17 protein-coding genes are annotated in these 22,638 nt (G+C 64.5%); 9 read left to right on the plus strand and 8 right to left on the minus strand.

Annotated elements, in window-relative coordinates; translation table 11 throughout:
* Positions 1-7 precede the first annotated feature (7 nt).
* The 6 genes from LFT43_RS04335 to LFT43_RS04360 all read right to left on the minus strand — a co-directional run bounded on the left by LFT43_RS04335 (position 8) and on the right by LFT43_RS04360 (position 9,373).
* Entirely contained in the window at positions 8-2,041 is a 2,034-nt protein-coding gene (locus LFT43_RS04335; RefSeq protein ID WP_395801318.1) for an ABC transporter permease, read from the minus strand.
* The gene (locus tag LFT43_RS04340; protein ID WP_395801319.1) at positions 2,041-3,075 is read right to left on the minus strand and encodes a glycine betaine/L-proline ABC transporter ATP-binding protein; all 1,035 of its coding nucleotides are present in this window, start codon (positions 3,073-3,075) and stop codon (positions 2,041-2,043) included. Before LFT43_RS04340 ends, LFT43_RS04335 begins: the two co-directional genes overlap by 1 nt.
* Entirely contained in the window at positions 3,072-4,592 is a 1,521-nt protein-coding gene (locus tag LFT43_RS04345) for an aldehyde dehydrogenase family protein (RefSeq protein WP_395801320.1), read from the minus strand. The genes LFT43_RS04340 and LFT43_RS04345 overlap by 4 nt, the downstream gene beginning before the upstream one ends.
* An 8-nt stretch (positions 4,593-4,600) precedes the next feature.
* A complete protein-coding gene (gene betA, locus LFT43_RS04350; protein WP_395801321.1) occupies positions 4,601-6,313 on the minus strand; it encodes a choline dehydrogenase in 1,713 nt (570 codons plus the stop codon).
* Between the two features lie 57 nt (positions 6,314-6,370).
* On the minus strand, positions 6,371-8,878 hold the full coding sequence (locus tag LFT43_RS04355; RefSeq protein WP_395801322.1) for an FAD-dependent oxidoreductase: 2,508 nt from the start codon (positions 8,876-8,878) through the stop codon (positions 6,371-6,373).
* A 144-nt stretch (positions 8,879-9,022) separates the two neighbouring features.
* Positions 9,023-9,373 carry a bifunctional 3-phenylpropionate/cinnamic acid dioxygenase ferredoxin subunit gene (locus LFT43_RS04360; protein ID WP_395802888.1) on the minus strand — a complete coding sequence of 117 codons (351 nt, stop codon included), beginning with the start codon at positions 9,371-9,373 and terminating at the stop codon, positions 9,023-9,025.
* A 230-nt stretch (positions 9,374-9,603) separates the two neighbouring features.
* Here LFT43_RS04360 and LFT43_RS04365 point away from each other — a divergent pair, with 230 nt between their 5' ends.
* On the plus strand, positions 9,604-10,800 hold the full coding sequence (locus tag LFT43_RS04365) for an NAD(P)/FAD-dependent oxidoreductase (protein WP_395801323.1): 1,197 nt from the start codon (positions 9,604-9,606) through the stop codon (positions 10,798-10,800).
* Positions 10,801-10,845: 45 nt separating this feature from the next.
* Positions 10,846-11,982 (plus strand): aromatic ring-hydroxylating dioxygenase subunit alpha, encoded by a 1,137-nt coding sequence (locus tag LFT43_RS04370; RefSeq protein ID WP_184737712.1) that lies wholly within the window; start codon positions 10,846-10,848, stop codon positions 11,980-11,982.
* Here LFT43_RS04370 and LFT43_RS04375 read toward each other — a convergent pair.
* A complete protein-coding gene (locus LFT43_RS04375) occupies positions 11,979-12,803 on the minus strand; it encodes an IclR family transcriptional regulator (protein WP_395801324.1) in 825 nt (274 codons plus the stop codon). The genes LFT43_RS04370 and LFT43_RS04375 overlap by 4 nt on opposite strands.
* A 96-nt stretch (positions 12,804-12,899) precedes the next feature.
* Here LFT43_RS04375 and LFT43_RS04380 point away from each other — a divergent pair, with 96 nt between their 5' ends.
* Entirely contained in the window at positions 12,900-13,637 is a 738-nt protein-coding gene (locus LFT43_RS04380) for a VOC family protein (RefSeq protein ID WP_395801325.1), read from the plus strand.
* 269 nt (positions 13,638-13,906) lie between these two features.
* On the opposite strand, the gene LFT43_RS04385 is transcribed toward LFT43_RS04380, so the two are convergent.
* The gene (locus LFT43_RS04385; RefSeq protein WP_395801326.1) at positions 13,907-14,578 is read right to left on the minus strand and encodes a GntR family transcriptional regulator; all 672 of its coding nucleotides are present in this window, start codon (positions 14,576-14,578) and stop codon (positions 13,907-13,909) included.
* A gap of 154 nt (positions 14,579-14,732) precedes the next feature.
* Between LFT43_RS04385 and glyA the strand changes: the two genes are divergently transcribed.
* Genes glyA through LFT43_RS04415 form a run of 6 tightly spaced genes read left to right on the plus strand, consistent with a single transcriptional unit; the run spans position 14,733 to position 22,636 of the window.
* Positions 14,733-16,103, plus strand: a complete 1,371-nt coding sequence (gene glyA, locus LFT43_RS04390) for a serine hydroxymethyltransferase (protein WP_395801327.1) — start codon at positions 14,733-14,735, stop codon at positions 16,101-16,103.
* Positions 16,100-17,320: a sarcosine oxidase subunit beta family protein gene (locus tag LFT43_RS04395; protein ID WP_078106196.1), complete on the plus strand. Its 1,221-nt coding sequence runs from the start codon at positions 16,100-16,102 to the stop codon at positions 17,318-17,320. Before glyA ends, LFT43_RS04395 begins: the two co-directional genes overlap by 4 nt.
* A 25-nt stretch (positions 17,321-17,345) precedes the next feature.
* A complete protein-coding gene (locus tag LFT43_RS04400) occupies positions 17,346-17,675 on the plus strand; it encodes a sarcosine oxidase subunit delta (RefSeq protein ID WP_395801328.1) in 330 nt (109 codons plus the stop codon).
* A complete protein-coding gene (locus tag LFT43_RS04405; RefSeq protein WP_395801329.1) occupies positions 17,672-20,617 on the plus strand; it encodes an FAD-dependent oxidoreductase in 2,946 nt (981 codons plus the stop codon). The genes LFT43_RS04400 and LFT43_RS04405 overlap by 4 nt, the downstream gene beginning before the upstream one ends.
* Positions 20,610-21,245 (plus strand): sarcosine oxidase subunit gamma, encoded by a 636-nt coding sequence (locus LFT43_RS04410; RefSeq protein WP_395801330.1) that lies wholly within the window; start codon positions 20,610-20,612, stop codon positions 21,243-21,245. Before LFT43_RS04405 ends, LFT43_RS04410 begins: the two co-directional genes overlap by 8 nt.
* Positions 21,245-22,636: an L-serine ammonia-lyase gene (locus tag LFT43_RS04415; protein ID WP_395801331.1), complete on the plus strand. Its 1,392-nt coding sequence runs from the start codon at positions 21,245-21,247 to the stop codon at positions 22,634-22,636. Before LFT43_RS04410 ends, LFT43_RS04415 begins: the two co-directional genes overlap by 1 nt.
* Positions 22,637-22,638 lie beyond the last annotated feature (2 nt).

The raw sequence follows: 22,638 nt of genomic DNA on the forward strand, positions 1-22,638 counted from the left end.
AGGGCCGTTAGTGGGTGGTTGATTTTGCTGAAAGGATTTTTCGGACGGGGTTGGCTGCGGCAGCCTGTGTCATGCGGTCCAACAGGATCCCGAGGAAAACGATGGCCAGGCCTGCGGCGAGGCCCTTGCCGAACAGTGAACTTTGGACAAAGCCGGCGACGACGTCGTACCCCAGACCGCCTGCTCCGACCAGCGCTCCGACGACCACCATGGCCAGGACGTAGATCAGGCCCTGGTTGGCGGCCAAAGCCAGGGATTGGCGTGCCATCGGGAGTTGGACCTTGGTGATGACCTGCCAAGGGGTTGAGCCGCTGGACACTGCGGCTTCCATGACGGTGGGTGATATCGCGGCTATTCCGTCGGCCGTGATCTTGATGGCTACGGGAGCGGCGTAGATGATGCCGGCGATGATGGCGGTGAACCGTGTGGCGCCGAAGAGGCCAAGGAACGGAACCAGATAGACGAACGCAGGCATGGTCTGTCCCGCGTCAAGCATGGGCCGCATGATCTGGTCCACTTTGTTCGACCTGCCCATGGCCACGCCGAAGATGACGCCCAGGACGATGACCACGGCGGTGGCAACGAGGGTGCCGGCCAAGGTGACCATGGCATCGCTCCACAGGCCAAGGTAGATGATCACGGCCAGGCATGATGCCGTGACTGCCGCCAGCTTCCAGCCGCCGAGGGCAAAAGCCGCCACGACGATGACCGCGACCAGGAGGTAGAACGGTGTTTCCGTCAGAAGGGACTGGAACGGGTTGAGAATCCCGGTGGTGACTGCCTCGCGGAAGGACACCGTGAACAGGAAGAGGTTGGTCTGCAGCCATTCGCTAGCCGAGCTCACCCCACTGACGATGGCTGGGCCAATGTTGAGATCCTTCGGGAAGGCCGCGGCCCAGAGCATCGTGCGGGACAACTGGACCATGACGAGTACCACCAGCAGGGTCGCCGCCAGCAGGATGTACCGGGTTCGCCTCGATATCCGGCGTTTGCGATTCGCACCGGGTTCTGCCCGGCGGCTGGCGGCCGTTGTGACGCGGTCCAGCACGATAGCGAGCAGGACGATCGACAGTCCAGCGTTGACTGCTGTGCCGACGTCGAGCGATTGCAGGGCGCGGACAACCACTTGTCCCAGCCCCGGCGCAGCGATGAGCGCCGCGATGGTGACCATGGACAGCGCAGCCATGGTGCTCTGGTTGATCCCCATCACGATGGTGCGCCGTGCGAGGGGGAGTTGAAGGGTGAGGAGCCGCTGCAAGCCCGTTGTTCCCAGAGAGTCGGAGGCTTCCCGGGTGTTCTCCGGGATGCATCGGATTCCATGCGCCGTCAGTCGGATGACCGGAGGCGCCGCGTAGATCACGGTGGCGATCACGGCGGAGGCGGGGCCGATCAGGAAGATGAGGGCCAGCGGAGCCAGGTACACGAAGGTGGGAAGGGTCTGCATGAAGTCGAGGACCGGAGTGATCACCTTGGCAACCCGGCCGTAGACCCCGGCCAGGACTCCGAGGGGGATGCCGACAGCCAAGGTGAACAACACGGCTGTGAGGACAAGGGCGAAGGTGTAAGCCGCCTCCACAAACAGCCCTTGAAGACCGAAGAACACGAAGGCCGCCGCGGTCAGCAGAGCCACCCGCGCATTGCCCACCGCGAAGGCGATCCAGCTGAGCAGCGCGACGGTTCCCAGCCAGCCGATCTCCGGCAAGCGAAGCCCGGTGGGGCTCGCCGCGAAAATGCCGATGAACAGGTTTGCGACGGCGTCGACGGCGGCCCGGAGGGGAGTGAAGACGTACTGGAAGACCGGATTGTCCGCACGGTTCGCTGCCACCCAGGCATTGAATTGGTTGAGGGAGCGGTGCAGGTCGGTCAGTTCCGACGCCGGCAGCGTGAGGGTCGCGGTGCCGTGGAGGAACAGGAATCCAACGAGCCAGACGACGCCGGCCCCGCCCAGGAGCAGCGCGCGGCGGCTTAGCCGCTTGCGCGGCGCACGGACAGCGACGGGGCTGGCATGAATCGGGGCCCGGTCACGAACGAGAGTGGACATCACGCCGCTACTTCCGTGCCGCGGATGACCGACAGGATGCTGTCTCGGTCGATCTGGCCGGTGATCTTGCCGGAGTCTTCCACCAGGACAGGACACGACGAGTTCATGACCGTTGGGATGGCGTCGCGGATGATCGTGCCGGCGCTCAAGACGGGAGCGTCCGCGGGAGTGCCGGATCCCACGGGATCGGTGATCCACTTGAGCGTCAGGACATCTGCCCGGGGCACTTCGGAGACGAAATCGGCGATGTACTTGTCCGCCGGTGATCCGACGAGGTCATCGCCGGTGCCGCACTGGACGGTCTCGCCGTTCCGCATGATCAGGATGCGGTCCCCGAGTTTGAGCGCTTCGGACAGGTCGTGGGTGACGAACACCATCGTCTTGCCCATCTCTTTGTGGAGCCGGATGACCTCTGCCTGCATATCGCGCCGGATGAGCGGGTCCAGGGCCGAGAACGGTTCGTCAAAGAGGATGGTGTCCGGGTCTCCGGCCAAGGCGCGGCCCAGCCCGACCCGTTGCTGCATTCCACCGGAGAGCTGATCAGGGAAATGCTGCTCGTAGCCTTTGAGCCCCACCAGGTCAATGATTTCGCGGGACCTGGCGTAGCGCTCGTTCTTGGCGGCGCCACGGATCTGCAGCCCGTAGGACACGTTGTCCAGCACGGTGCGGTGCGGTAGGAGGCCGAAATGCTGGAAGACCATGGACATTTTCCGCCGGCGCAGCTCCCGAAGCTCGCCGGTTCCCGCCTGCATCACGTCCTTGCCGTCCACCAGGACACTCCCCGACGTCGGCTCGATCAGCCGGGTGAGGCAGCGGATCAGGGTGGACTTTCCCGACCCGGACAGGCCCATGACAACGAACACTTCGCCTTTGGCGACATCGAAGTTCATATCCCGCACGGCAGCATTGCATCCGGTGCGTTCAAGCAATTCGGCGGAGCTCAAACTCGACAGCTCGGGATCCTTGGGGATCTTGTCACCTCCGGGTCCGAAGACCTTCCAGAGGTTGCGCACTGATATGTCAGGACTGCTCATTGCTGTACTCCTGCCTGTGGCGGCTCGAACCAATGGCTGGGCCCGGGGCTGATGTTTTGCCAGATGTGTTTTGTTTCTCGGTATTCGGCCAAGCCCGCGAGTCCCAATTCGCGGCCGTTGCCGGACTGTCCGAAGCCGCCCCATTCGGCCTGCGGAACGTACGGGTGGTAGTCGTTGATCCAGACCGTCCCATGGCGCAACGCCTCGGACACGCGCTGGGCCTTCGAGGCGTCTGCCGTCCACACTGCGCCGGCCAGCCCGTAAAAAGTGTCGTTGGCCAGCCGGATGGCCTCTTCTTCGGTAGAGAACGTTTCCACCGTCATGACAGGTCCGAAAGACTCCTCCTGGACCACGCGCATTGAAGTGGTGCAGCCGTCCAACACAGTGGGCGGGTAGAAGCTGCCACCCGCCAGCTCCGGGCTGTCCGGAATGAAGCCGCCGCACAGCAGCCGGGCGCCTTCTGCAACCCCGGCCTGTACGTAGGCGTGAACCTTGTCCCGGTGGGCCGTGGAGATCAGCGGACCGGTCTGGGCTTCCTGGTCGAAGGGGCCGCCCAACCGGATCTGGCGTGCACGGCGGACCACCTCGGCCACGAATTCCTCGTGAATGGACTCTTCGACAATGAGCCGGGCCCCGGCCGAACAGACCTGGCCCGAATTCAGGAAGACGGCAGTCAAGGCATTATCGATCGCGGCTTCCCGGTCGGCGTCGGCGAAGACCACGTTCGGGTTCTTGCCGCCCAGCTCGAGGGCCACGCGCTTGACCGTTTCCGCCGCAGCCACCATGATCCGCTTGCCGGTTTCCAGCCCGCCCGTGAACGAGACCAGATCGACCCGCGGATCCGAACTGAGCACAGCTCCCACTTCCGGTCCCGTTCCCGTCACGAGGTTCGCCACGCCGTCGGGCACGCCTGCTTCCCGCAGGGTGTCCATGAGCAGGATGGACGTGGATGGTGTCAGCTCGCTGGGCTTGAGGACAAAAGTGTTGCCGGCCAAGAGCGCGGGGGCAACCTTCCACGAAGCCTGCAGGAGCGGGTAGTTCCACGGCGTGATGAGGCCGCAGACGCCTACGGGCGCGTGGATGACCCGGCTGATGGCGCCGGGCCGGCCGGTATCGATCACGCGGCCCGCATCAGTACCGGCCACGCTGCCGTAGTAGCGGAAGCAGGCTATGACGTCGTCGATGTCGTACTCGGCCTCGACCAGGCGCTTGCCGGTGTCAAGGGCTTCGGCTGCGGCGTAGGCGGCCTTGTCGCGCTGCAGCAGCTCGGCCACGCGGAGCAGGATTGCGCCGCGTTCCAGCTCGGGCGTGTTCGGCCAGCGGCCGCCGTCGAACGCCTTCCGGGCGCTCGCCACCGCTGCCTCGGCGTCGGCCGAGGTGCACTCGGCGACGTCGGCAACATGCGTGCCGTCCGCAGGGCAGCTAATGCTGCGGATTCCGCCGGTGGACTGCCGCCAGGCGCCGTCGACGTAGCTGCCGCGAACGGTGCGGGCCTGCGTGAGTTGTGGACTGTTCATGCCGCTCCCTAGTTCCGTGCCGGGCTGGCTTCGGGCTGGCTTTCCGCGCTGTCCGGAATTGGGCTGGTGCCGTGACGGTAGAACTCGGCGGCGATCGGAGCGAGGGGTTCACGGCCCTGGATCAAGTCCGCAGCCTTCTCAGCCAGCATCATGACCGGTGCGTAGATGTTGCCGTTGGTCACGTACGGCATTGCCGAGGCATCCGCCACACGCAGGCCCGAGGTACCGTGCACCCTCATGCTCAGCGGGTCTACCACAGCCAGCGGATCCGTGGCCGGACCCATCTTGGCTGTGCAGGACGGGTGCAGGGCGGTCTCGGCGTCGCGGGCTACCCAGTCGAGGATTTCCTCGTCTGTCTGGACGGCTGGACCGGGGGAGAGTTCACCGCCATTGAAAGGCGCCATGGCCGACTGTTCCAGGATGTGCCGGGAAATCCGGATGGCTTCCACCCACTCGCGCCGGTCCTGGTCTGTGGAAAGGTAGTTGAACTTCATGGACGGGTGGGCGGTTGGATCCGTGGAGGTGATCTTCAGGCTGCCACGGGCGTCGGAGTACATAGGGCCGATGTGCACTTGGTAACCATGTTTGGCATCGGCCTTTTGGCCGTCGTACCGGACGGCGACGGGCAGGAAGTGGAACATGAGGTTGGGGTAGGCCACCTCTTCGTTGGAGCGTACAAAGCCGCCCCCTTCGAAGTGGTTGGTGGCCGCCGGTCCCTTGCGCCCGAACAGCCACTGCAGGCCGATCCAGGGATAGCGCCAAAGGCTCAGGCTGGGCTGCATTGACACCGGCTGGGTGCAGGCGTGCTGGATATAGACCTCCAAGTGGTCCTGCAGGTTTTCGCCGACGCCCGGGAGGTCAACCACCGGTTTGATGCCGAGGGACTTGAGGTGCGAAGAGTCCCCGACGCCGGACAACTGCAGCAGCTGCGGAGTGTTGATGGCTCCTCCGCACAGGATGACTTCCTGGGCATCCACGCTGTGTTTCTTGCCGTTCCGGCGGTAGCTGACGCCAGTGGCGGTGGTGCCGTTGAAGTTGATTTTCGAGACGAGCGCCCGGGTCCTTACCGTGAGGTTGGGCCGGTCGAGGTGCGGCCGCAAGTAAGCCCGGGAGGCAGAGAGCCGCTGGCCCTTGTGCACGTTGCGGTCGAAGGGGCCGAAGCCCTCCTGCCGGTACCCGTTGACATCGTTGGTTCGCGCAAAACCGGCTTGTTGGGCGGCGCGGAAGAAGGCTTGGAAAAGGGGATTGCGCGCCGGGCCACGTTCCAGGACCAAAGGTCCGTTGTGTCCTCGCAGTTCATCGTCGGGTTCCGCGGCGAGGGCGGTTTCCATGCGGTTGAAGTAGGGGAGGCAGTGCGCGAAGTCCCAGGTCTCCATGCCGGCGTCGGCTCCCCAGCGTTCGTAGTCCAAGGGGTTGCCGCGCTGGAAGATCATCCCGTTGATGGAACTGGAGCCGCCCAAGACCTTGCCGCGGGTGTGGGCGATCCGGCGTCCGTGCATGTACGGCTCAGGGTCGGATTGGTAGCGCCAGTCGTAGAACCTGTTCCCGCTGGGGAAGGTGAGCGCGGCGGGCATCTGGATGAACAGGTCCCAGGGGTAGTCGCTGCGGCCCGCCTCCAGGACCAGGACGGTCTTGGTGCGGTCCGCGCTGAGCCTGTCCGCCAGCACCGATCCGGCGCTGCCTCCACCCACAATGACGTAGTCAAACTTTTCGTTGGCCATGATGTTGAACTCCTTTGAAGTGATCCCCATTGCTGTGTCCGATAGCCAGGAGGGGCGTTAGCCTCGCAGCTTTTCCATGTTTGGATCCACGAGGGGATCGGCGGAGATTGTAGCGGGGATCCGCTTGCCGAAGTATTCGATCTCGACGGCGTCACCTTCGCCCGCTTCGGCGGGCAGCCACGCGTAGGCGATCGGCTTGCGGACGGTGTAGCCGTAGGCGGCACTCGTGACGTAGCCGGAAGGCTCTCCCCGGAAATAGACAGGTTCTTTGCCCAACACCACGGACGTGCCGTCGTCGACCGTCAGGCAACGCAGGCGGCGGTTGACGGCCAGTTCGCGGCGGGCTTTGAGGGCCTCGGCGCCGACGTACCCTTCCTTGTCCTTGCTGACCGAGAAGCCCAGGCCGGACTGGAACGGCTCGTGCTCAGGAGTCACGTCGGTACCCCACAGCCGGTAGCCCTTCTCCAGGCGTAGGCTGTTGAACGCCCCGCGGCCGGCCGCGATGATGCCCTGCTCCTGGCCGGCATCGAAAAGCAGGTCCCAGAGCCTTTGGCCGTTTTCCGCCGTCGTGTACAGCTCCCAGCCCAGCTCGCCCACGTAGGAGAGCCGCATCGCCGTGACCGGGATCCCGCCGATCCGGACCTTTTTGGTGCGGAAGTACTTCAACCCGTCGTTGCTGAAATCGTCGTCGCTGACCTTGGCGATCACCTCGCGGGCCAACGGTCCCCAGAGACCCACACAGCAGGTGGAACCGGTGATGTCGCGAACCTGGACCCACTCGCGAACGTCCTCGGCGGTCTGCTTGCGGGCTTCGGTGGTGAAGTAGTCGAAATCGATGTTGCCATTGGCGCCCACCTGGAAGGTCGTCTCGTCCAGCCGGGCCACCGTGATGTCGCTCCGGATGCCGCCGTCGTCGTTGAGGAGCAGGCAGTACGTCACCGCACCCGGCTTCTTGTCGACTTTTCCGGCGCTGAGGCGCTGCAGAAGCGCTACGGCTCCCGGGCCGGAAACCTCCAGCCGCTTGAGCGGCGTCATGTCATAGAGAGCGACGGCGGTGCGCGTCTTCCATGCTTCGGCGGCGGAAATGGGGGAGTGGAACATGGCTGCCCAGGGCTCGCGCTCCGGCGCATGCCATTCTTCCGGGAGTTCTTCGAGCAAGCCGCGGTTGGCCTCGAACCAGTGCGGGCGCTCCCAGCCGTGGGCTTCGAGGAAGAACGCCCCGAGCTCCTTCTGGCGGGCATTGAACGGGCTCACGCGCAGCTCACGCGGGGAAATCCTCGGCTGCAGCGGGTGCAGAACGTCGTAGATCTCCACGAAGTTCTGTTGCGACGTTTCGCTGACGTAGCTCTTCGCGGTCTGGATTTCTTCGAAGCGGGAGACCTCGCATTCGTGGAGCGGAATGCGGGACTGTCCTTCGATGAGGCGCTCCGCCAGGGCACGGGCCACGCCGGCGGAGTGCGTCACCCAGACGGCCTCGGCCACGAAGAAGCCTTCAACGTCCTTGGACTCGCCGACGAGCGGGCCGCCGTCCGGAGTGAACGAGAAGATCCCGTTGAAGCCATCGGCAATCCGGGCACCGGCGAGTGCCGGAAGGAGGTCCTTGGAGTCTTCCCAGCACGGCAGGAAGTCTTCTTCCGTGAACGCCAGGCGGGACGGCATCCGGTGCTCGGACATGTCGGCCGCAGCAACCTCGGGCAGCTCCCGGAGGTCCACCGGCATGGGCTTGTGGGCGTAGGAGCCGATGCCCATCCGGTCCCCGTGCTCGCGGTAGTAGAGGTCCTTGTCCTGGTGGCGGAGGATCGGCATCCAGGCGCCGTTTGCCGGATCAAGAAGCCGCGAAGTATCGTTCCGGCCCACGAGGTCCGGCACGGAGGTGGTCTTGACATACTGGTGCGCCAGGGGGAGGAGCGGAACGGACATGCCCACCATGGCGCCGATCTTGGGCCCCCAGAACCCGGCGCAGGAGACCACGATGTCTGCCGGGAACACGCCGTCGGACGTTTCGACGCCGGTGACCTTGCCGCCGGACTGTTCGATGCCGGTCACGGCGGTGGAACCGCGGAACGTGACTCCTGCGGCGCTCGCTTTGGCGATGAGCAGTCCGACCGCGCGGGCGGCGGAGGCCAAACCGTCGGAGGGAACGTAGAGCCCGCCGAGTACCTTTTCCTGGTTGAGCAGCGGGTAGTGCTTGGCGCACTCGTCCGGATCGATGAGCCGGCCCTCCACACCCCACGACGCCGCGTAGCCCAACTTGCGCTTGAGGTCCTCCAGGCGTTCCGGAGTGGTTGCCACTTCGAGGCCGCCCACTTGGTTGAAGCAGGAGACGCCGGATTCGCTGAGTGAGAGCAGTTTGTCCACGGTGTAGGACGCGAATTGGGTCATGGTCTTCGAAGCGTTGGTCTGGAACACCAGGCCGGGGGCGTGCGAGGTAGAGCCGCCCGCCAGCTTCAGCGGGCCCTGCTCGACCACGGTGATGTTGGTCCAGCCGCGGGTGGACAGCTCATCCGCGAGATTGGCTCCGACGATGCCGGCTCCGATGATGACGACGCGGGGTGTTGTGGACATGCGGGAAGCTCCTGAAGTAGAAGGGCGGGGCTGGAAGTTGTGGGGTCGGCGGAAAGCCTGTGCAGGCTGGCGGCAGGCAAAGGTCCTGGAGTTGTGAAGAGAGGTCAACCGGGAAAATTCGGTGGAACGAGCGGTGGCGGGAAGCTAGACGTGGCCGTCGACGGTCAGTCCGGGCGGCAGGTTGGGGGCGTCCTCGGACTCCTTGACCATGATGTGGCCGTCCACCACCAGGACTTCGTGGACCCTGACGGGCAGTTTGGCGGGAGGCGCGTCGGCTGCTCCGGTGCGGAGGTTGAACTTCGAAGCATGGAGGGGGCACTCGACCCAGCAGTCCTCCACCCAGCCGTCGGCGAGGGAGGCGTCTTGGTGCGTGCAGGTGTCGTCAAGGGCGAAGAGCTCGCCGTCTTCGGTGTGAAATACCGCAATGGGCGGGGACGTCTCAAGACGAATCGCGTCCCCCGGGGCCAACGAGCTGAGCGGGCAAGCACTGTGCATCTCAAGAACCTCTTTCACCGGATGGTCAAAACCTGTGGGCGGTTGTCTCATGATCAACGCTAATCACAATACGCAACAGAGTGATTGACCTCACAGTGGCTTGTCAAGGGGTTGAAATTACTTCGCCGATTCCTTGACAGCTGATGTGAAGTCCGTCACGCTGTTTCGCATAATGAAGTTTGTTGCGTAATGCGCAATAAACTTTCGACCGGCTCGGCGAGGAGGAAGCCATGGAGACATTGGCGATCGTGGGGGCATCATTGGCGGGTCTTTCCGCCGCCCGCGCTGCCCGGGCGCAGGGCTTTGGTGGCCGGCTACTCATCATTGGAGATGAGCAGCACCGGCCCTATGACCGTCCGCCCCTGTCCAAGGAGTTCCTGGCAGGAAAAATCGGCATCAAGCACTTGCTCTTGGAAGCCGAGGAGACGGGTTCGGATGACCCCCTCCAGGCTGAATGGCTGCTCGGCGCGCCTGCGAGGAGCTTTGACGCAGCTACCAAGACCATCACCTTCGGTGACGGGCGCACGGTGGTGGCTGACGGCGTCGTCATTGCCACCGGAGCCTCAGCCCGCACGCTGCCCGAACTTGCGGGCCTATCCAATGTCTTTACCCTGCGGACGCTCGAGGATGCGCAGGATCTGGCCCCGGAACTCGTTCCGGGCAGCCGCCTGCTGGTGGTTGGCGCCGGATTCATCGGCGCGGAGGTGGCATCAACGGCCAAAGGCCTGGGAATGGATGTGACAATCATCTGCAAAAGCCCGGTGCCGCTGACCGCTCCGCTCGGTCCGGAGATGGCCGCCGTCATGGCCACGCTCCACGGGATCAACGGCGTGGAGCTGATTTGTGACACAGGAATCGACTCGTATTACAGCTACGAAGGAAATGTGACCGGTGTCCGGCTCAGCGACGGACAGTACCGTTCCGCCGACGTCGTCCTCCTCGGAATCGGGGCAGTCCCCAATGTCGGGTGGCTGGCCGGTTCGGGCCTGGTGATCGACGACGGCGTCACGTGCGATTCGATGGGACGGACGAACGTCCCCGGAGTGGTTGCCGTGGGGGACTGTGCGGCCTGGTTCGACGAACGCAGCGGGCGGCACCATCGCGTGGAGCATTGGACTGGCGCGCAGGAACGTTCCGCCCTGGCCGTCGCCGGACTCCTGGATCACTCGGCCCCTCCCCAACAGCTCAACCTGCCCTACTTCTGGTCCGATCAGTACGGAGTGACGCTCCAGTTTGCCGGCCACGCCCGGGACGCAGAGCGTATCGAGATCGAAGCCGGGCAGCTCGATACCCACAGCTTCCTCGCGGTGTACTACCGGGGCGAGGATCCGGTAGCCGTCCTCGGGGTGAATCAGCCGCGTCTATTCACCCGTTGGCGCCGGCAACTCAACGCCCGCAACTCCCAGCCTGTCCTGGCAACCCCGTAAACATTCCCAAGCCTCAACAACGTTCATCACTGAATAGGAGTCAGCATGACCACTGAAGTTGTTTCCCCCAGCCTGATCCCCACTCTCCCCGGCCACACTTATGTCAGTGAAGACATCTTCCGCGCCGAGCAGGAGCACATCTTCGAACAAATGTGGTTCTGCGCAGTGCGGACCGCGGACCTGGAAAAGGCCGGATCGTTCAAAACCGTGCAGATCGGCCGCGAGAGCGTGCTTATCAACCGCACCCGCAAGGGAGAGATCCGCGCGTTCTACAACATCTGCCGGCACCGCGGCGTGAAGCTGTGCATGGAGGAATCAGGCGAGGCCAACCGCTCGTTCCAGTGCCCCTACCACGCCTGGACCTACGACCTTGAGGGAAAGCTCATCGCCGCCCCCAACCTCACCAAGATGCCGGATATCGACCGCAACGAATACGGTCTCGTCAAGGTCCACGCCCGCGAATACATGGGCTACGTCTGGGTCTGCCTGGCGGATGAGCCGCCGTCGTTCGAGGAGGACGTCATGGGGGCCATCGAGGAGCGACTAGGGGACCTGCGCGCGGTTGACGACTACGACATCGCCAACCTGAGCCTCGGCCGGCGCATCAAGTACGACGTCAAAGCCAATTGGAAGCTCATCATTGAAAACTTCATGGAGTGCTACCACTGTGCCACGATCCACCCCGAGCTGACCGAAGTCCTACCCGAGTTCGCCGACGGCCTGGCCGCCCAGTACTTCGTGGGCCATGGCGCCGAGTTCGGTGAGGACATCAAGGGCTTCACGATTGACGGCTCCGAAGGCCTGGATCGCATTCCCGGAGTCGGCGATGACCAGGACCGCCGCTACTACGCAGTGACCATCAAGCCGAATGTCTTCGTCAACTTGGTCCCGGACCATGTCATCATCCACCGCATGTTCCCGCTGGCAGCGGACCACACGATCGTCGAATGCGATTGGCTGTACCTGCCCAGTGTGGTGGAATCCGGCAAGGACGTCTCGGCATCGGTGGAGCTGTTCCACCGGGTCAACGAGCAAGACTTCGACGCCTGTGAACGTTGCCAGCCAGCCATGGGCTCCAAGATTTATGCCAAGGGCGGCGTCCTGGTCCCAAGCGAGCACCACATCGAGGCGTTCCACAGCTGGGTCACCAGCAAGATCGCCGATGTCCCAGTGGAGGGCTAACCGCCACTGGCTGCGGTGTAGCCCATCTTGACGCTGATTGAATGCCCGGCTTGCTTGAGCGCATCAAGGAGGCCGGGTATTTTTTCCGGTTCGAAACGGAAGGCGGGGCCGGACAAGCTGATCGCTCCGATCACTGTGCCGCTGTGGTTGCGGATCGGCACCGCGGCGGCGTTGAGTCCGCGTTCGAGTTCCTCGTACGTGACGGCATAACCCGCCTCCGCAATGACCGGCATTTGCTGCTCCAACTCGTCGCGGTCGGTGATGGTGCGTGGCGTGTACTGCGCCTGGCCGGCCTCCCTGAGGACACGGTCGCGCGTCGCGGGCGGCAGGGCGGCAAGCATGACCTTGCCGCTTGATGTGGCGTGGAGCGGTGTGAGGCCGCCGATCCAGTCCTGCGTGCCGAGCGTGTTGGGGCCGATGGCCTGGTCAACGTTGACTGCGAAGTTTGACCGCAGCACGGCCAGGTTGGCGGTCTCAGCGAACTTTTCGGCCAAGGCTTCGAGGTCTTCCCGTGCTTCCCTGACCAAGCTGAGGCGGGCCGGTATGGCACTGGCCAAGCGCAGGATGTTGAAACCCAGTTGGTATTTTCCGCGTTCGTGGTTCTGCTGCACCATGCCGCGGGCATCCAAGGCGCTCAGCAGTCGCGACGCCGTCGATTTGTGGACGCCCATTTCCTCCGCGATCTCACTCACGCCGGCGTCGCCGTTGCGCGCCAGGATTTCGAGCACGGTGATGGCCCTGTCCACGGACTGCACACCGGCATGGTGCGCACCGGCGGGATCGGTGTCGGGGTCGTTGGCAGGGCTTGCGTCAGCGTCCATGTGGTTCATCGTCTCAAACGCGGTCAAGTGGGCCGTCACACTGGGCTGCGTGTCTTGGGATGCGGCAGGTTTTACCTGGTCGTAGGATCGGGCGGTATGGCATTGCGACTTGTTCAGGTGAATTTCAAGGCTCGGGATGACTCGGCGCTCGGCCGGTTTTGGGCGGACGCCCTCGGTTGGGGCGTTTCCAGCGAGGGGCCGGGGGTGACCAATGTTGAACCCGTGGACCTCGTCTTGCCGGACCCCGTTGCCGTGGGCGTCGACGTTGTCACCGTTCCGGACCCCGAAACTGTGAGGTATCGTGCCCACCTCGATCTCGCTACCACCTCTGCGGCCCATCAGGCGGGGCTGGTCGCGCGCCTTTTGGAACTCGGTGCGACGCCCGCCGACGTGGGCCAGGCGGAAATGCCTTGGACGGTTCTGGCCGACCCTGAGGGCAACTTGTTCTGCGTACTGGAGCCTCGAGCGATCTACCAGGACACCGGGCCAATCGCCGCGGTGGTGGTCAACTGTGTTGATCCGCGGGCCATGGCCCGGTTCTGGAACGGGGCGATGGGCGGGACCCTGCACGAGGTGACCGACGATCTTGCGAGGCTGCGTTCGGCCAAGGGAGTAGGGCCGTATCTGGAATTCGTTCGCACGCCCGCCGTGAATGCCGTGTGTGGCCGTGTCCATCTCGACTTGAGGCCGTATCCGGGCGATGACCAAGCCGCAGAGGTGGCCCGGCTGCGGGCCCTTGGCGCCACTGATGCCGACGTCGGCCAAGGCGATGTGCCATGGGTGTGCCTCGCCGACTCGGAAGGCAATGAGTTCTGTGTCCTCGCCCCGGGCTGAGGCCGTTCCTTCTGGCGCGCCGTCGTGCCACACTTAGTGGACTATCGAATGACTGGGGGATTCAAGTCAGGAGATTGGTATGTGTGTTCTGCTGGAACCCCGCGCCTCGGGCCGCCGACTGGTGGTGATCGAGCCATGATCATCGGTTGGGCTTACTTCATGGCGGGAGTAATGACAGTTGACGCGCTCTTGCTGGGATTGCTGCTGCTGAACGTGAAGTGGCCCAAACACTGGAAGAGAAACGGCTAGGTTCGGCGCATCTGCCGAACCTAGAGCACTTTGCGGATTGTCTCTTCGAAACTCACCACGTGGTGCAGTGCGAGTGCGGCCGCACGGTCTTCGTCGCCGTCGGCGATCGCAGTGAGCAGTTCAGCGTGCTCCGCGACGTGGCCCGTCACTGAGGGCATTTTGTCCAGCATGTGGCACCAGATGCGTGTTGCCAGGTTGTCGTAGCGGATCAGCACGTCCTCGAGGTGGGGATTAGCCGCGGCTTTGTAGATGAGCCGGTGCACCTGGATGTCGTAACGCATGAGGTCCTGCTGGCCGGCAGCGTGCCCTTCCAAGCCGCCGATGGCGGCGGCGACGTCGCGCAGTTCCTCCCGCGCCTTGGGGCTGGCCATGCGGGCTGCCCGCCTTGAAGCCAGGGGCTCAAGCAGCTCCCGGATTTCGGAGACGTCCGCCAGCTGGGTGATGTCGACGCCGGTGGCAAAGGTTCCGCGCCGGGGATAGGACACCACCAGGTGGTCGCTTTCGAGCCGCTTGATGGCCTCGCGTACAGGTGTCCGCCCGATGCCGAGTTCCGCGGCAATCTGGCCATCGTTGATGGGGTCGCCGGGTTTGATGTCCAGCATGATGAGCCGGTCGCGCAGGAGCAGGTAGGCGTTTTCCGCCAAGGAAGTTCCCTGTGTGCCTGTGTCCAGTGCCTCCAGTGCAGTGCTCATGTGCCCTCTCCCGTTTGTCACAATTCCAAGTCTGGCGGATCAGTTGCTGCCGGGCTGTTGACGGTTGTGTGATCTCCAACATACTATGGCAAGAGTTCTAATATATCAGTTGCTGATTAGTCAGTAAATATAAGTATCTCAAAAGGAGAACACGATGGTTGAACCGCTGATCCGCCCGCTCGCCCAGGCGGACCCGGAGGTTGAACAGGCGATCGCCCAGGAACTCATCCGCCAGCAGTCCACCCTGGAAATGATCGCCTCCGAAAACTTCGCCCCTGCAGCCGTCATGCAGGCACAGGGCTCGGTCCTGACCAACAAGTACGCGGAAGGCTACCCGGGCAAGCGCTACTACGGCGGCTGCGAGCACGTGGACGTCATCGAGCAACTGGCCATCGACCGCGTCAAAGCTCTCTTCGGCGCCGAAGCCGCAAATGTCCAGCCGCACTCCGGCGCCCAGGCCAACGCGGCAGCCATGTTCGCGCTCCTCGAGCCGGGGGACACCATCATGGGCCTCGACCTCGCGCACGGTGGCCACCTGACCCACGGGATGCGCATCAACTTCTCCGGCAAGCTGTACGACGTCATCCCGTACCACGTCAGCGAATCCGACCTCCGGGTGGACATGGCGGAAGTCGAAGCCCTGGCCCTGGAACACCGCCCGAAGCTGATCGTTGCCGGCTGGTCCGCGTACTCGCGCCACTTGGATTTCGCCGAATTCCGCCGCATCGCCGACCTGGTGGGCGCCTACCTCATGGTGGACATGGCCCACTTCGCCGGCCTTGTCGCAGCGGGACTGCACCCCAACCCCGTGCCGTATGCCGACGTCGTGACCACCACGACCCACAAGACCCTCGGCGGTCCGCGCGGCGGGGTGATCCTGTCGAAGGAGCAGTACGCACGCAAGATCAACAGCGCAGTCTTCCCCGGCCAGCAAGGCGGACCTCTGGAGCATGTGATCGCCGCCAAGGCCGTGGCGTTCAAGATGGCCGCAGAGCCCGAATTCCAGGAACGCCAAGTACGGGTACTGGAAGGCGCCAAAATCCTCGCCGAGCGACTTCTGCAGGAAGACGTCGCCGCAGCAGGAATATCGGTGGTCAACGGCGGTACCGACGTTCACCTGGTCCTCGTGGACCTGCGCCACTCGGAACTGGATGGCCAGCAGGCCGAGGACGTACTTCACCGCATCGGCATCACCGTGAACCGCAACGCGGTCCCGTTCGACCCCCGCCCGCCGATGGTCTCCTCCGGACTTCGGATCGGAACCCCGGCACTCGCCGCCCGCGGCTTCGGGGCCAAGGAATTCGTGGAGGTCGCGGACATCATTGCGACGGCGCTGATCGGCGCGGCCAGTGCCGGCACAAACAGCGACGGTACCCTGGGCGACCACGCCGCCGTCGAACTCCGCGCGAGGGTGACCGCGCTCGCCGAACAATTCCCCCTTTACCCGCACCTTTCCCAGAGTGGCAGTGGCAATGACGCCGCAGCCACCGAACGTGAGGCAGAAATGATTGGAGCAGCCCTGTGAGCGCAGACCAACTCCCCGAACACCCGGATTTCCTTTGGCGGAACCCGGAGCCCAAAGCTTCCTACGACGCCGTGATCGTGGGCGGCGGGGGCCACGGCTTGGCCACCGCCTACTTCCTGGCCAAGAACCATGGAATGACCAACATCGCCGTGCTCGAAAAGGGGTGGCTGGCTGGTGGCAACATGGCCCGCAACACCACCATCATCCGTTCCAACTACCTTTGGGACGAGAGCGCAGCCATCTACGAGCACGCGCTGAAGCTCTGGGAGATCCTGCCTGAAGAACTCGAATACGACTTCCTCTTCAGCCAGCGGGGCGTCATGAACCTCGCCCACACATTGGGCGACGTCCGCGAAAGCGTCCGCCGCGTCGGCGCGAACAAGCTCAACGGCGTCGACGCCGAATGGCTGGACCCGCAGCAGGTCAAGGAACTCTGCCCCATCCTGAACATCAGCGACAACATCCGCTACCCGGTGATGGGTGCCACGTACCAGCCCAGAGCCGGCATCGCGAAGCACGACCACGTCGCCTGGGCCTTCGCCCGAAAGTGCGACGAACTGGGCGTGGACATCATCCAGAACTGCGAAGTGACGGGCTTCCTCAAGGACGGCAACCGCGTGGTGGGCGTCAAGACCAACCAAGGCACCATCCACACCGAAAAGGTCGGCCTCGCCGCCGCCGGCCACAGCTCCGTCCTCGCCGAAATGGCCGGCTTCCGCCTCCCGATCCAGTCCCACCCCCTCCAGGCGTTGGTGTCCGAACTGCATGAGCCCGTCCACCCGACTGTGGTCATGTCCAACCACGTGCACGTCTATGTTTCGCAGGCCCACAAGGGCGAACTGGTCATGGGCGCCGGCGTCGACTCCTACAACGGCTACGGCCAGCGCGGCTCCTTCCATGTGATCGAGCACCAGATGGCTGCCGCCGTCGAGCTCTTCCCGATCTTTGCCCGGGCCCACGTGCTGCGGACCTGGGGCGGAATTGTGGACACCACCATGGATGCCTCGCCTATCGTCGGACTCTCGCCGGTTGAGAACATGTTCGTCAACTGCGGCTGGGGAACGGGCGGCTTCAAGGGCACGCCCGCCGCAGGCCTGACCTTCGCCCACACCATCGCCACCGGCACTCCGCACGAGCTCAACAAGCCTTTCTCACTGGAACGCTTCGAGACCGGTGCCCTGATCGATGAACACGGCGCCGCCGCCGTCGCCCACTAGCCGCAGCCCTTTTAGGAGACCAACCATGCTGCTCATCAGCTGCCCCAATTGCGGGCCACGAGACGAAACAGAATTCCACTACGGCGGCCAGGCCCACGTGGCGTATCCGGAAAACCCGGACGCACTCACGGACCGCCAATGGGCCGAGTACTTGTTCTACCGCGACAACACGAAAGGCGCCTTCGCCGAACGCTGGGTCCACAGCACCGGCTGCCGCCAATGGTTCAACATGCTGCGCGACACCGTCAGCTACGACATCCAGGCCATCTACAAAATGGGCGAACCGCGCCCTGACATGGAACGCGCCGTTGTGAACACCACAGCAGCCACCACTCCGGAAGGAGCAAGGAAGTGACCCCGCAGAACGCCCGCCTCGCCACGGGCGGCCGCATCGACCGCAGCATCTCCTGGCGGTTCACGGTTGACGGCCAGGAATACACCGGACACCCGGGAGACACCGTTGCCTCGGCACTGATTGCCAACGGCCGCATCAGCGTCGGCAACTCCCTCTACGAGGATCGCCCCCGCGGCATCATGTCCGCCGGGGTGGAAGAGTCCAACGCCCTGGTCAAGGTAGCTGCCCGCTTCCCCGGCCATGTTGCCGAGTCGATGCTTCCCGCGACCACCGTGTCCCTCGTGGACGGGCTCAGTGTTGAGCTCCTGAACGGTCTCGGCAAGCTTGATCCCAACGAGGATCGCGCCGAATACGATAAGAAATACGTCCACACCGATGTCCTGGTGGTTGGCGGTGGCGTTTCCGGCCTCGCCGCAGCCCGCGAAGCGGTCCGCACCGGCGCCCGGGTCATCCTGATCGATGACCAGCCTGAACTCGGCGGCTCGCTTCTGTCCAGCTCCACGGCCCCGGGACTCGCCGATGTCATTGAGGGCAAGCCGGCCCTTGAGTGGATCGCGGACGTGGAGGCCGAGCTCGTTTCCGCCGCCGAATGCACTGTCCTCAACCGCACCACGGCCTTCGGCTCCTATGACGCGAATTATGTGATCGCAGCGCAGAACCGTACGGACCACCTCAGCAGTCCTGCCGCGGACGGGGTCTCCCGCCAGCGTATTTGGCACATCCGTGCTAAGCAGGTGGTCCTGGCCCCGGGCGCGCACGAGCGCCCGCTCGTCTTCGAGAACAACGATCGGCCCGGCATCATGCTGGCCTCGGCAGTCCGCAGTTACCTCAACCGGTACGCCGTCGCTGCCGGGCGGCGGGTAGTCATCGGGACCACCAACGATTCCGCCTACCTGCTGGCCGCGGATCTGCTGGCCGCCGGCGTCAAGGTCGCCGCCGTCGTCGACGCCCGTCCGAAGCTCAGCGACAAGGCGGCTGCCGCCGTCGAAAGCGGTATCCGTGTTCTCGTCGGCAGCGCGGTCGCCGATACCTCCGGTCAGGGGGAACACGGCAGGATCGACGGCGTCACCATCCGCAGCCTCAACGACGACGGCGAAGTCACCTCGGGCGTCGAACGGATCGCTTGCGATCTGCTGGCTGTTTCCGGGGGCTGGAGCCCTGTGGTCCACCTCCACAGCCAGCGCCAAGGCAAGCTGCGCTGGGACGATGACCTGGCCGGCTTTGTGCCGAGCAGCGTGGTCAAGGACCAGCACGTCGTCGGCTCCGGACGCGGAAGCTACGAGCTCGGGGATTGCCTCGGCGAAGGCATCTCTGCCGGTGCCGCGGCCGCGATCGCCGCGGGGTTCAGCACCCGGACGGTGCCCGCCGAGACGAAAGCGCCCGTCGCTTCCGCCCCGACCCGCCAGTTGTGGCTGGTGCCGGGACAGAGCGGAAACGCGGGGGACTGGCACCACCACTTCGTCGATTTCCAGCGCGACCAGTCCGTGGCAGACGTGCTTCGGTCAACCGGCGCCGGGATGCGCTCGGTGGAACACATCAAGCGGTACACCTCCATCAGCACCGCCAACGACCAAGGCAAGACCTCCGGCGTCAACGGCATCGGCGTCATCGCTGCGGCCCTCAAGCAGGCCGGCGAGGCATCACGCGGCATCGGCGACATCGGAACCACGACGTACCGGGCACCGTTCACGCCGGTGGCCTTCGCAGCATTGGCCGGACGCCAGCGCGGCGAGCTTTTCGATCCCGCCCGAGTGACGTCCATCCACCCCTGGCATGTTGCCCAGGGCGCGCTCTTCGAAGACGTCGGCCAGTGGAAGCGCCCGTGGTACTACCCGCAAGCGGGCGAGGACATGGATGCTGCCGTGCTCCGTGAATGCGCCGCAGTACGGGAGTCCGTGGGTTTCATGGACGCCACCACGCTGGGCAAGATCGAGATCCGAGGCAAGGACGCTGGCGAATTCCTGAACCGCATCTACACCAATGCGTTCAAGAAGCTTGCCCCTGGCTCGGCACGCTACGGCGTGATGTGCACCCCGGACGGCATGATCTTCGACGACGGTGTGACCCTGCGCCTCGACGAGGGCCGCTACTTCATGACCACCACCACCGGCGGCGCCGCCAAAGTCCTGGACTGGCTCGAGGAGTGGCACCAGACCGAGTGGCCGGAACTCGACGTGGTGTGCACGTCGGTGACCGAACAATGGACCACGATTGCCGTCGTCGGGCCCAAATCCCGCGCCGTGATCGCCAAAGTTGCGCCGCAACTGGCGTCCGACGGCGGGCTGGACGCCGAAGCGTTCCCGTTCATGACGTTCCGCGAGACCACGCTGGCCTCCGGAGTTCAGGCACGGGTTTGCCGGATTTCGTTCTCGGGTGAGCTTGCCTACGAAATCAATGTTCCGTCCTGGTACGGGCTCAACACTTGGGAATCCGTTGCTGCCGCAGGGGCCGAGTTCAACATCACTCCGTACGGCACAGAGACCATGCACGTACTGCGTGCCGAGAAGGGCTACCCGATTGTCGGGCAAGACACGGACGGCACCGTCACCCCGCAGGATGCAGGGATGGAGTGGATCGTTTCCAAGGCGAAGGACTTCATCGGCAAGCGTTCATACAGCCGCGAAGACGCAGTCCGCACTGACCGCAAGCACCTGGTCAGCGTCCTGCCGGCGGACGGCTCGTTCCGTCTTCCGGAAGGTACCCAGCTCGTGGAAAAGGGAATTCCGGTCAACCCGGCATACGGCCCCGTGCCCATGCAGGGCTTCGTGACCTCGAGCTACCACAGTGCCGCCTTGGGCCGGTCTTTCGGCCTGGCACTGATCACCAACGGCCGCAACCGGATCGGCGAGACCCTGGTGGCCTCCGTCGGCGACCAGTTGCTGGACGTCGTTGTGGGAGAAACCGTACTTTTCGACGCTGAAGGGACCCGTAAAGATGGCTGAAACAGCAACACCCGCAAACCCCGAGACGCTCCGTGCGGCACGCCGCAGCCCGGCATCGCACTTGGCACCGACCTTCGAGTCCGGTTCCGTGGCCGGAACCGTGGCGTTGAAGGAGTTCCCGTTCCAGACCATGGTGGGGATCCGGGTTGACCGGGCGTCCGACGCCGGAGCCCGCCTCGCGTCCGTGACCGGCGGCCTGCCGGCCGCATGCGGTGACATCAGTGGGGATGAGAGGGCCACCACCTTGTGGCTTGGGCCGGAAGAATTCCTGGTGGTCGCACCGGAATCGGCCCACGATTCCCTGGGCGGAGACCTGGTCCGCGCACTGGTGGAGGCCCTGGGCGACGACCCCGGCCAAGTGGTGGACTTGTCCGCCAACCGCACCACCTTCGAGCTGTCCGGCGTCCGTGCCCGGGACGTCCTTGAAAAGGGTTGTTCGCTGGACCTGCACCCCCGCGCATTCCGCACTGGAACGGCCCTGGCCACGGAAATCGGCAACATCCCGGCGATGCTGCTGAAGACGGGCGAGGAGAGCTTCCGGATCTTCCCGCGGGCTTCGTTCGCCGACTTCCTGGGCCGCTGGCTGCTCGACGGCATGAGGGAATTCGCCTCTCCTGAGGTCCCCTGATGGCACTGAGCGTGCTTGACCTGTTTTCCATTGGCATCGGGCCGTCGTCTTCGCACACGGTCGGCCCGATGCGGGCGGCAAAGCAGTTCACCGACGGCCTGGAATCCTCCGGGCAACTCGCGGCAACGGTGCGCGTCCAGGCCGAGCTTTTCGGCTCGCTGGGCGCCACGGGCCGCGGCCACGGCTCGGACAAAGCCGTGGTTCTGGGGCTCCAGGGCCAGGCGCCGGAGACGGTGGACACCTCCACTGCCGACGACCAGGTGGCGGCTGCCGCCCTTGATGCCGAATTGCGGATAGCCGGACACCACCGCGTGGACTTCAACTGGGACGAAGACGTAGTCCTGCACCGACGCAAATCCCTGCCTGCCCACCCCAACGGCATGACCTTCAGGGCCTTCGACCACACCGGGGAAGTGCTGCGCGAACGCAGTTACTACTCGATCGGCGGCGGTTTCGTGGTGGACGGTGATGCGTCCGGAAGCGACAAAGTCGTTGCCGACGAGACCGTGCTGCCTTATCCCTTCAGCACCGCGGATGAGCTCCTGGCCATCTGCGCACGGGAGGACATGTCCATCTCAGATGTCATGCTCGCCAACGAGCTTGTGTGGCGCAGCGAGGCCGAACTTCGCGAGCGGCTGCTGCAGATCTGGGCGGTCATGCGCGAATGCGTGGACAACGGCTGCGCTGCGGAAGGAATCCTGCCGGGAGGCTTGAATGTGAGGCGACGGGCGCCGTCGTTGTTCAAGACTCTCGCCGCCACCGACGCCGGTCTGCAGGGTTCAAGCTCGGCAGACCCGCTGCTCGCCATGGAATGGGTGAACCTGTTCGCGCTTGCCGTGAACGAAGAAAACGCCGCCGGTGGCCGCATCGTTACGGCACCCACCAACGGTGCGGCCGGCATTGTGCCGGCGGTGCTGCACTACTACACGAAATTCGTTCAGGGAGCCGACGACGACGGCGTGGTCCGCTTCCTGCTCGCGGCGGCCGCCGTCGGGATCCTGTTCAAGATCAACGCGTCCATTTCCGGTGCCGAAGTCGGCTGCCAGGGCGAGGTGGGCTCTGCCTGTTCGATGGCAGCCGCAGGCCTGTGCGAAGTTCTCGGCGGTACCCCCGAGCAAGTGGAGAATGCCGCAGAAGTGGGTATTGAACACAATCTGGGCCTCACGTGCGATCCCGTAGGCGGGCTGGTGCAGATCCCGTGCATCGAACGCAACGCCATCGCCAGCGTGAAGGCCATCAACGCCGCCCGCCTTGCACTGCACGGCGACGGCAGCCACAAAGTGTCCCTTGATAAAGCCATCAAAACCATGCGAGAGACAGGAGCGGACATGAAAAGCAAATACAAGGAGACCTCCCGCGGAGGCCTCGCCGTCAACGTAGTGGAGTGCTAGCC

Origin of the sequence: Arthrobacter sp. FW306-04-A (genome assembly GCF_044358315.1) — a bacterium.
In the GTDB taxonomy this organism is placed as follows: domain Bacteria; phylum Actinomycetota; class Actinomycetes; order Actinomycetales; family Micrococcaceae; genus Arthrobacter.

Excerpts from the sequence above, each read along its gene's own strand:
- LFT43_RS04335 (WP_395801318.1), bottom strand. The coding sequence starts at position 2,041 with ATGTCCACTCTCGTTCGTGACCGGGCCCCGATTCATGCCAGCCCCGTC.
- LFT43_RS04340 (WP_395801319.1), bottom strand. The coding sequence starts at position 3,075 with ATGAGCAGTCCTGACATATCAGTGCGCAACCTCTGGAAGGTCTTCGGA.
- LFT43_RS04345 (WP_395801320.1), bottom strand. The coding sequence starts at position 4,592 with ATGAACAGTCCACAACTCACGCAGGCCCGCACCGTTCGCGGCAGCTAC.
- betA (WP_395801321.1), bottom strand. The coding sequence starts at position 6,313 with ATGGCCAACGAAAAGTTTGACTACGTCATTGTGGGTGGAGGCAGCGCC.
- LFT43_RS04355 (WP_395801322.1), bottom strand. The coding sequence starts at position 8,878 with ATGTCCACAACACCCCGCGTCGTCATCATCGGAGCCGGCATCGTCGGA.
- LFT43_RS04360 (WP_395802888.1), bottom strand. The coding sequence starts at position 9,373 with ATGCACAGTGCTTGCCCGCTCAGCTCGTTGGCCCCGGGGGACGCGATT.
- LFT43_RS04365 (WP_395801323.1), top strand. The coding sequence starts at position 9,604 with ATGGAGACATTGGCGATCGTGGGGGCATCATTGGCGGGTCTTTCCGCC.
- LFT43_RS04370 (WP_184737712.1), top strand. The coding sequence starts at position 10,846 with ATGACCACTGAAGTTGTTTCCCCCAGCCTGATCCCCACTCTCCCCGGC.
- LFT43_RS04375 (WP_395801324.1), bottom strand. The coding sequence starts at position 12,803 with ATGGACGCTGACGCAAGCCCTGCCAACGACCCCGACACCGATCCCGCC.
- LFT43_RS04380 (WP_395801325.1), top strand. The coding sequence starts at position 12,900 with ATGGCATTGCGACTTGTTCAGGTGAATTTCAAGGCTCGGGATGACTCG.
- LFT43_RS04385 (WP_395801326.1), bottom strand. The coding sequence starts at position 14,578 with ATGAGCACTGCACTGGAGGCACTGGACACAGGCACACAGGGAACTTCC.
- glyA (WP_395801327.1), top strand. The coding sequence starts at position 14,733 with ATGGTTGAACCGCTGATCCGCCCGCTCGCCCAGGCGGACCCGGAGGTT.
- LFT43_RS04400 (WP_395801328.1), top strand. The coding sequence starts at position 17,346 with ATGCTGCTCATCAGCTGCCCCAATTGCGGGCCACGAGACGAAACAGAA.
- LFT43_RS04410 (WP_395801330.1), top strand. The coding sequence starts at position 20,610 with ATGGCTGAAACAGCAACACCCGCAAACCCCGAGACGCTCCGTGCGGCA.
- LFT43_RS04415 (WP_395801331.1), top strand. The coding sequence starts at position 21,245 with ATGGCACTGAGCGTGCTTGACCTGTTTTCCATTGGCATCGGGCCGTCG.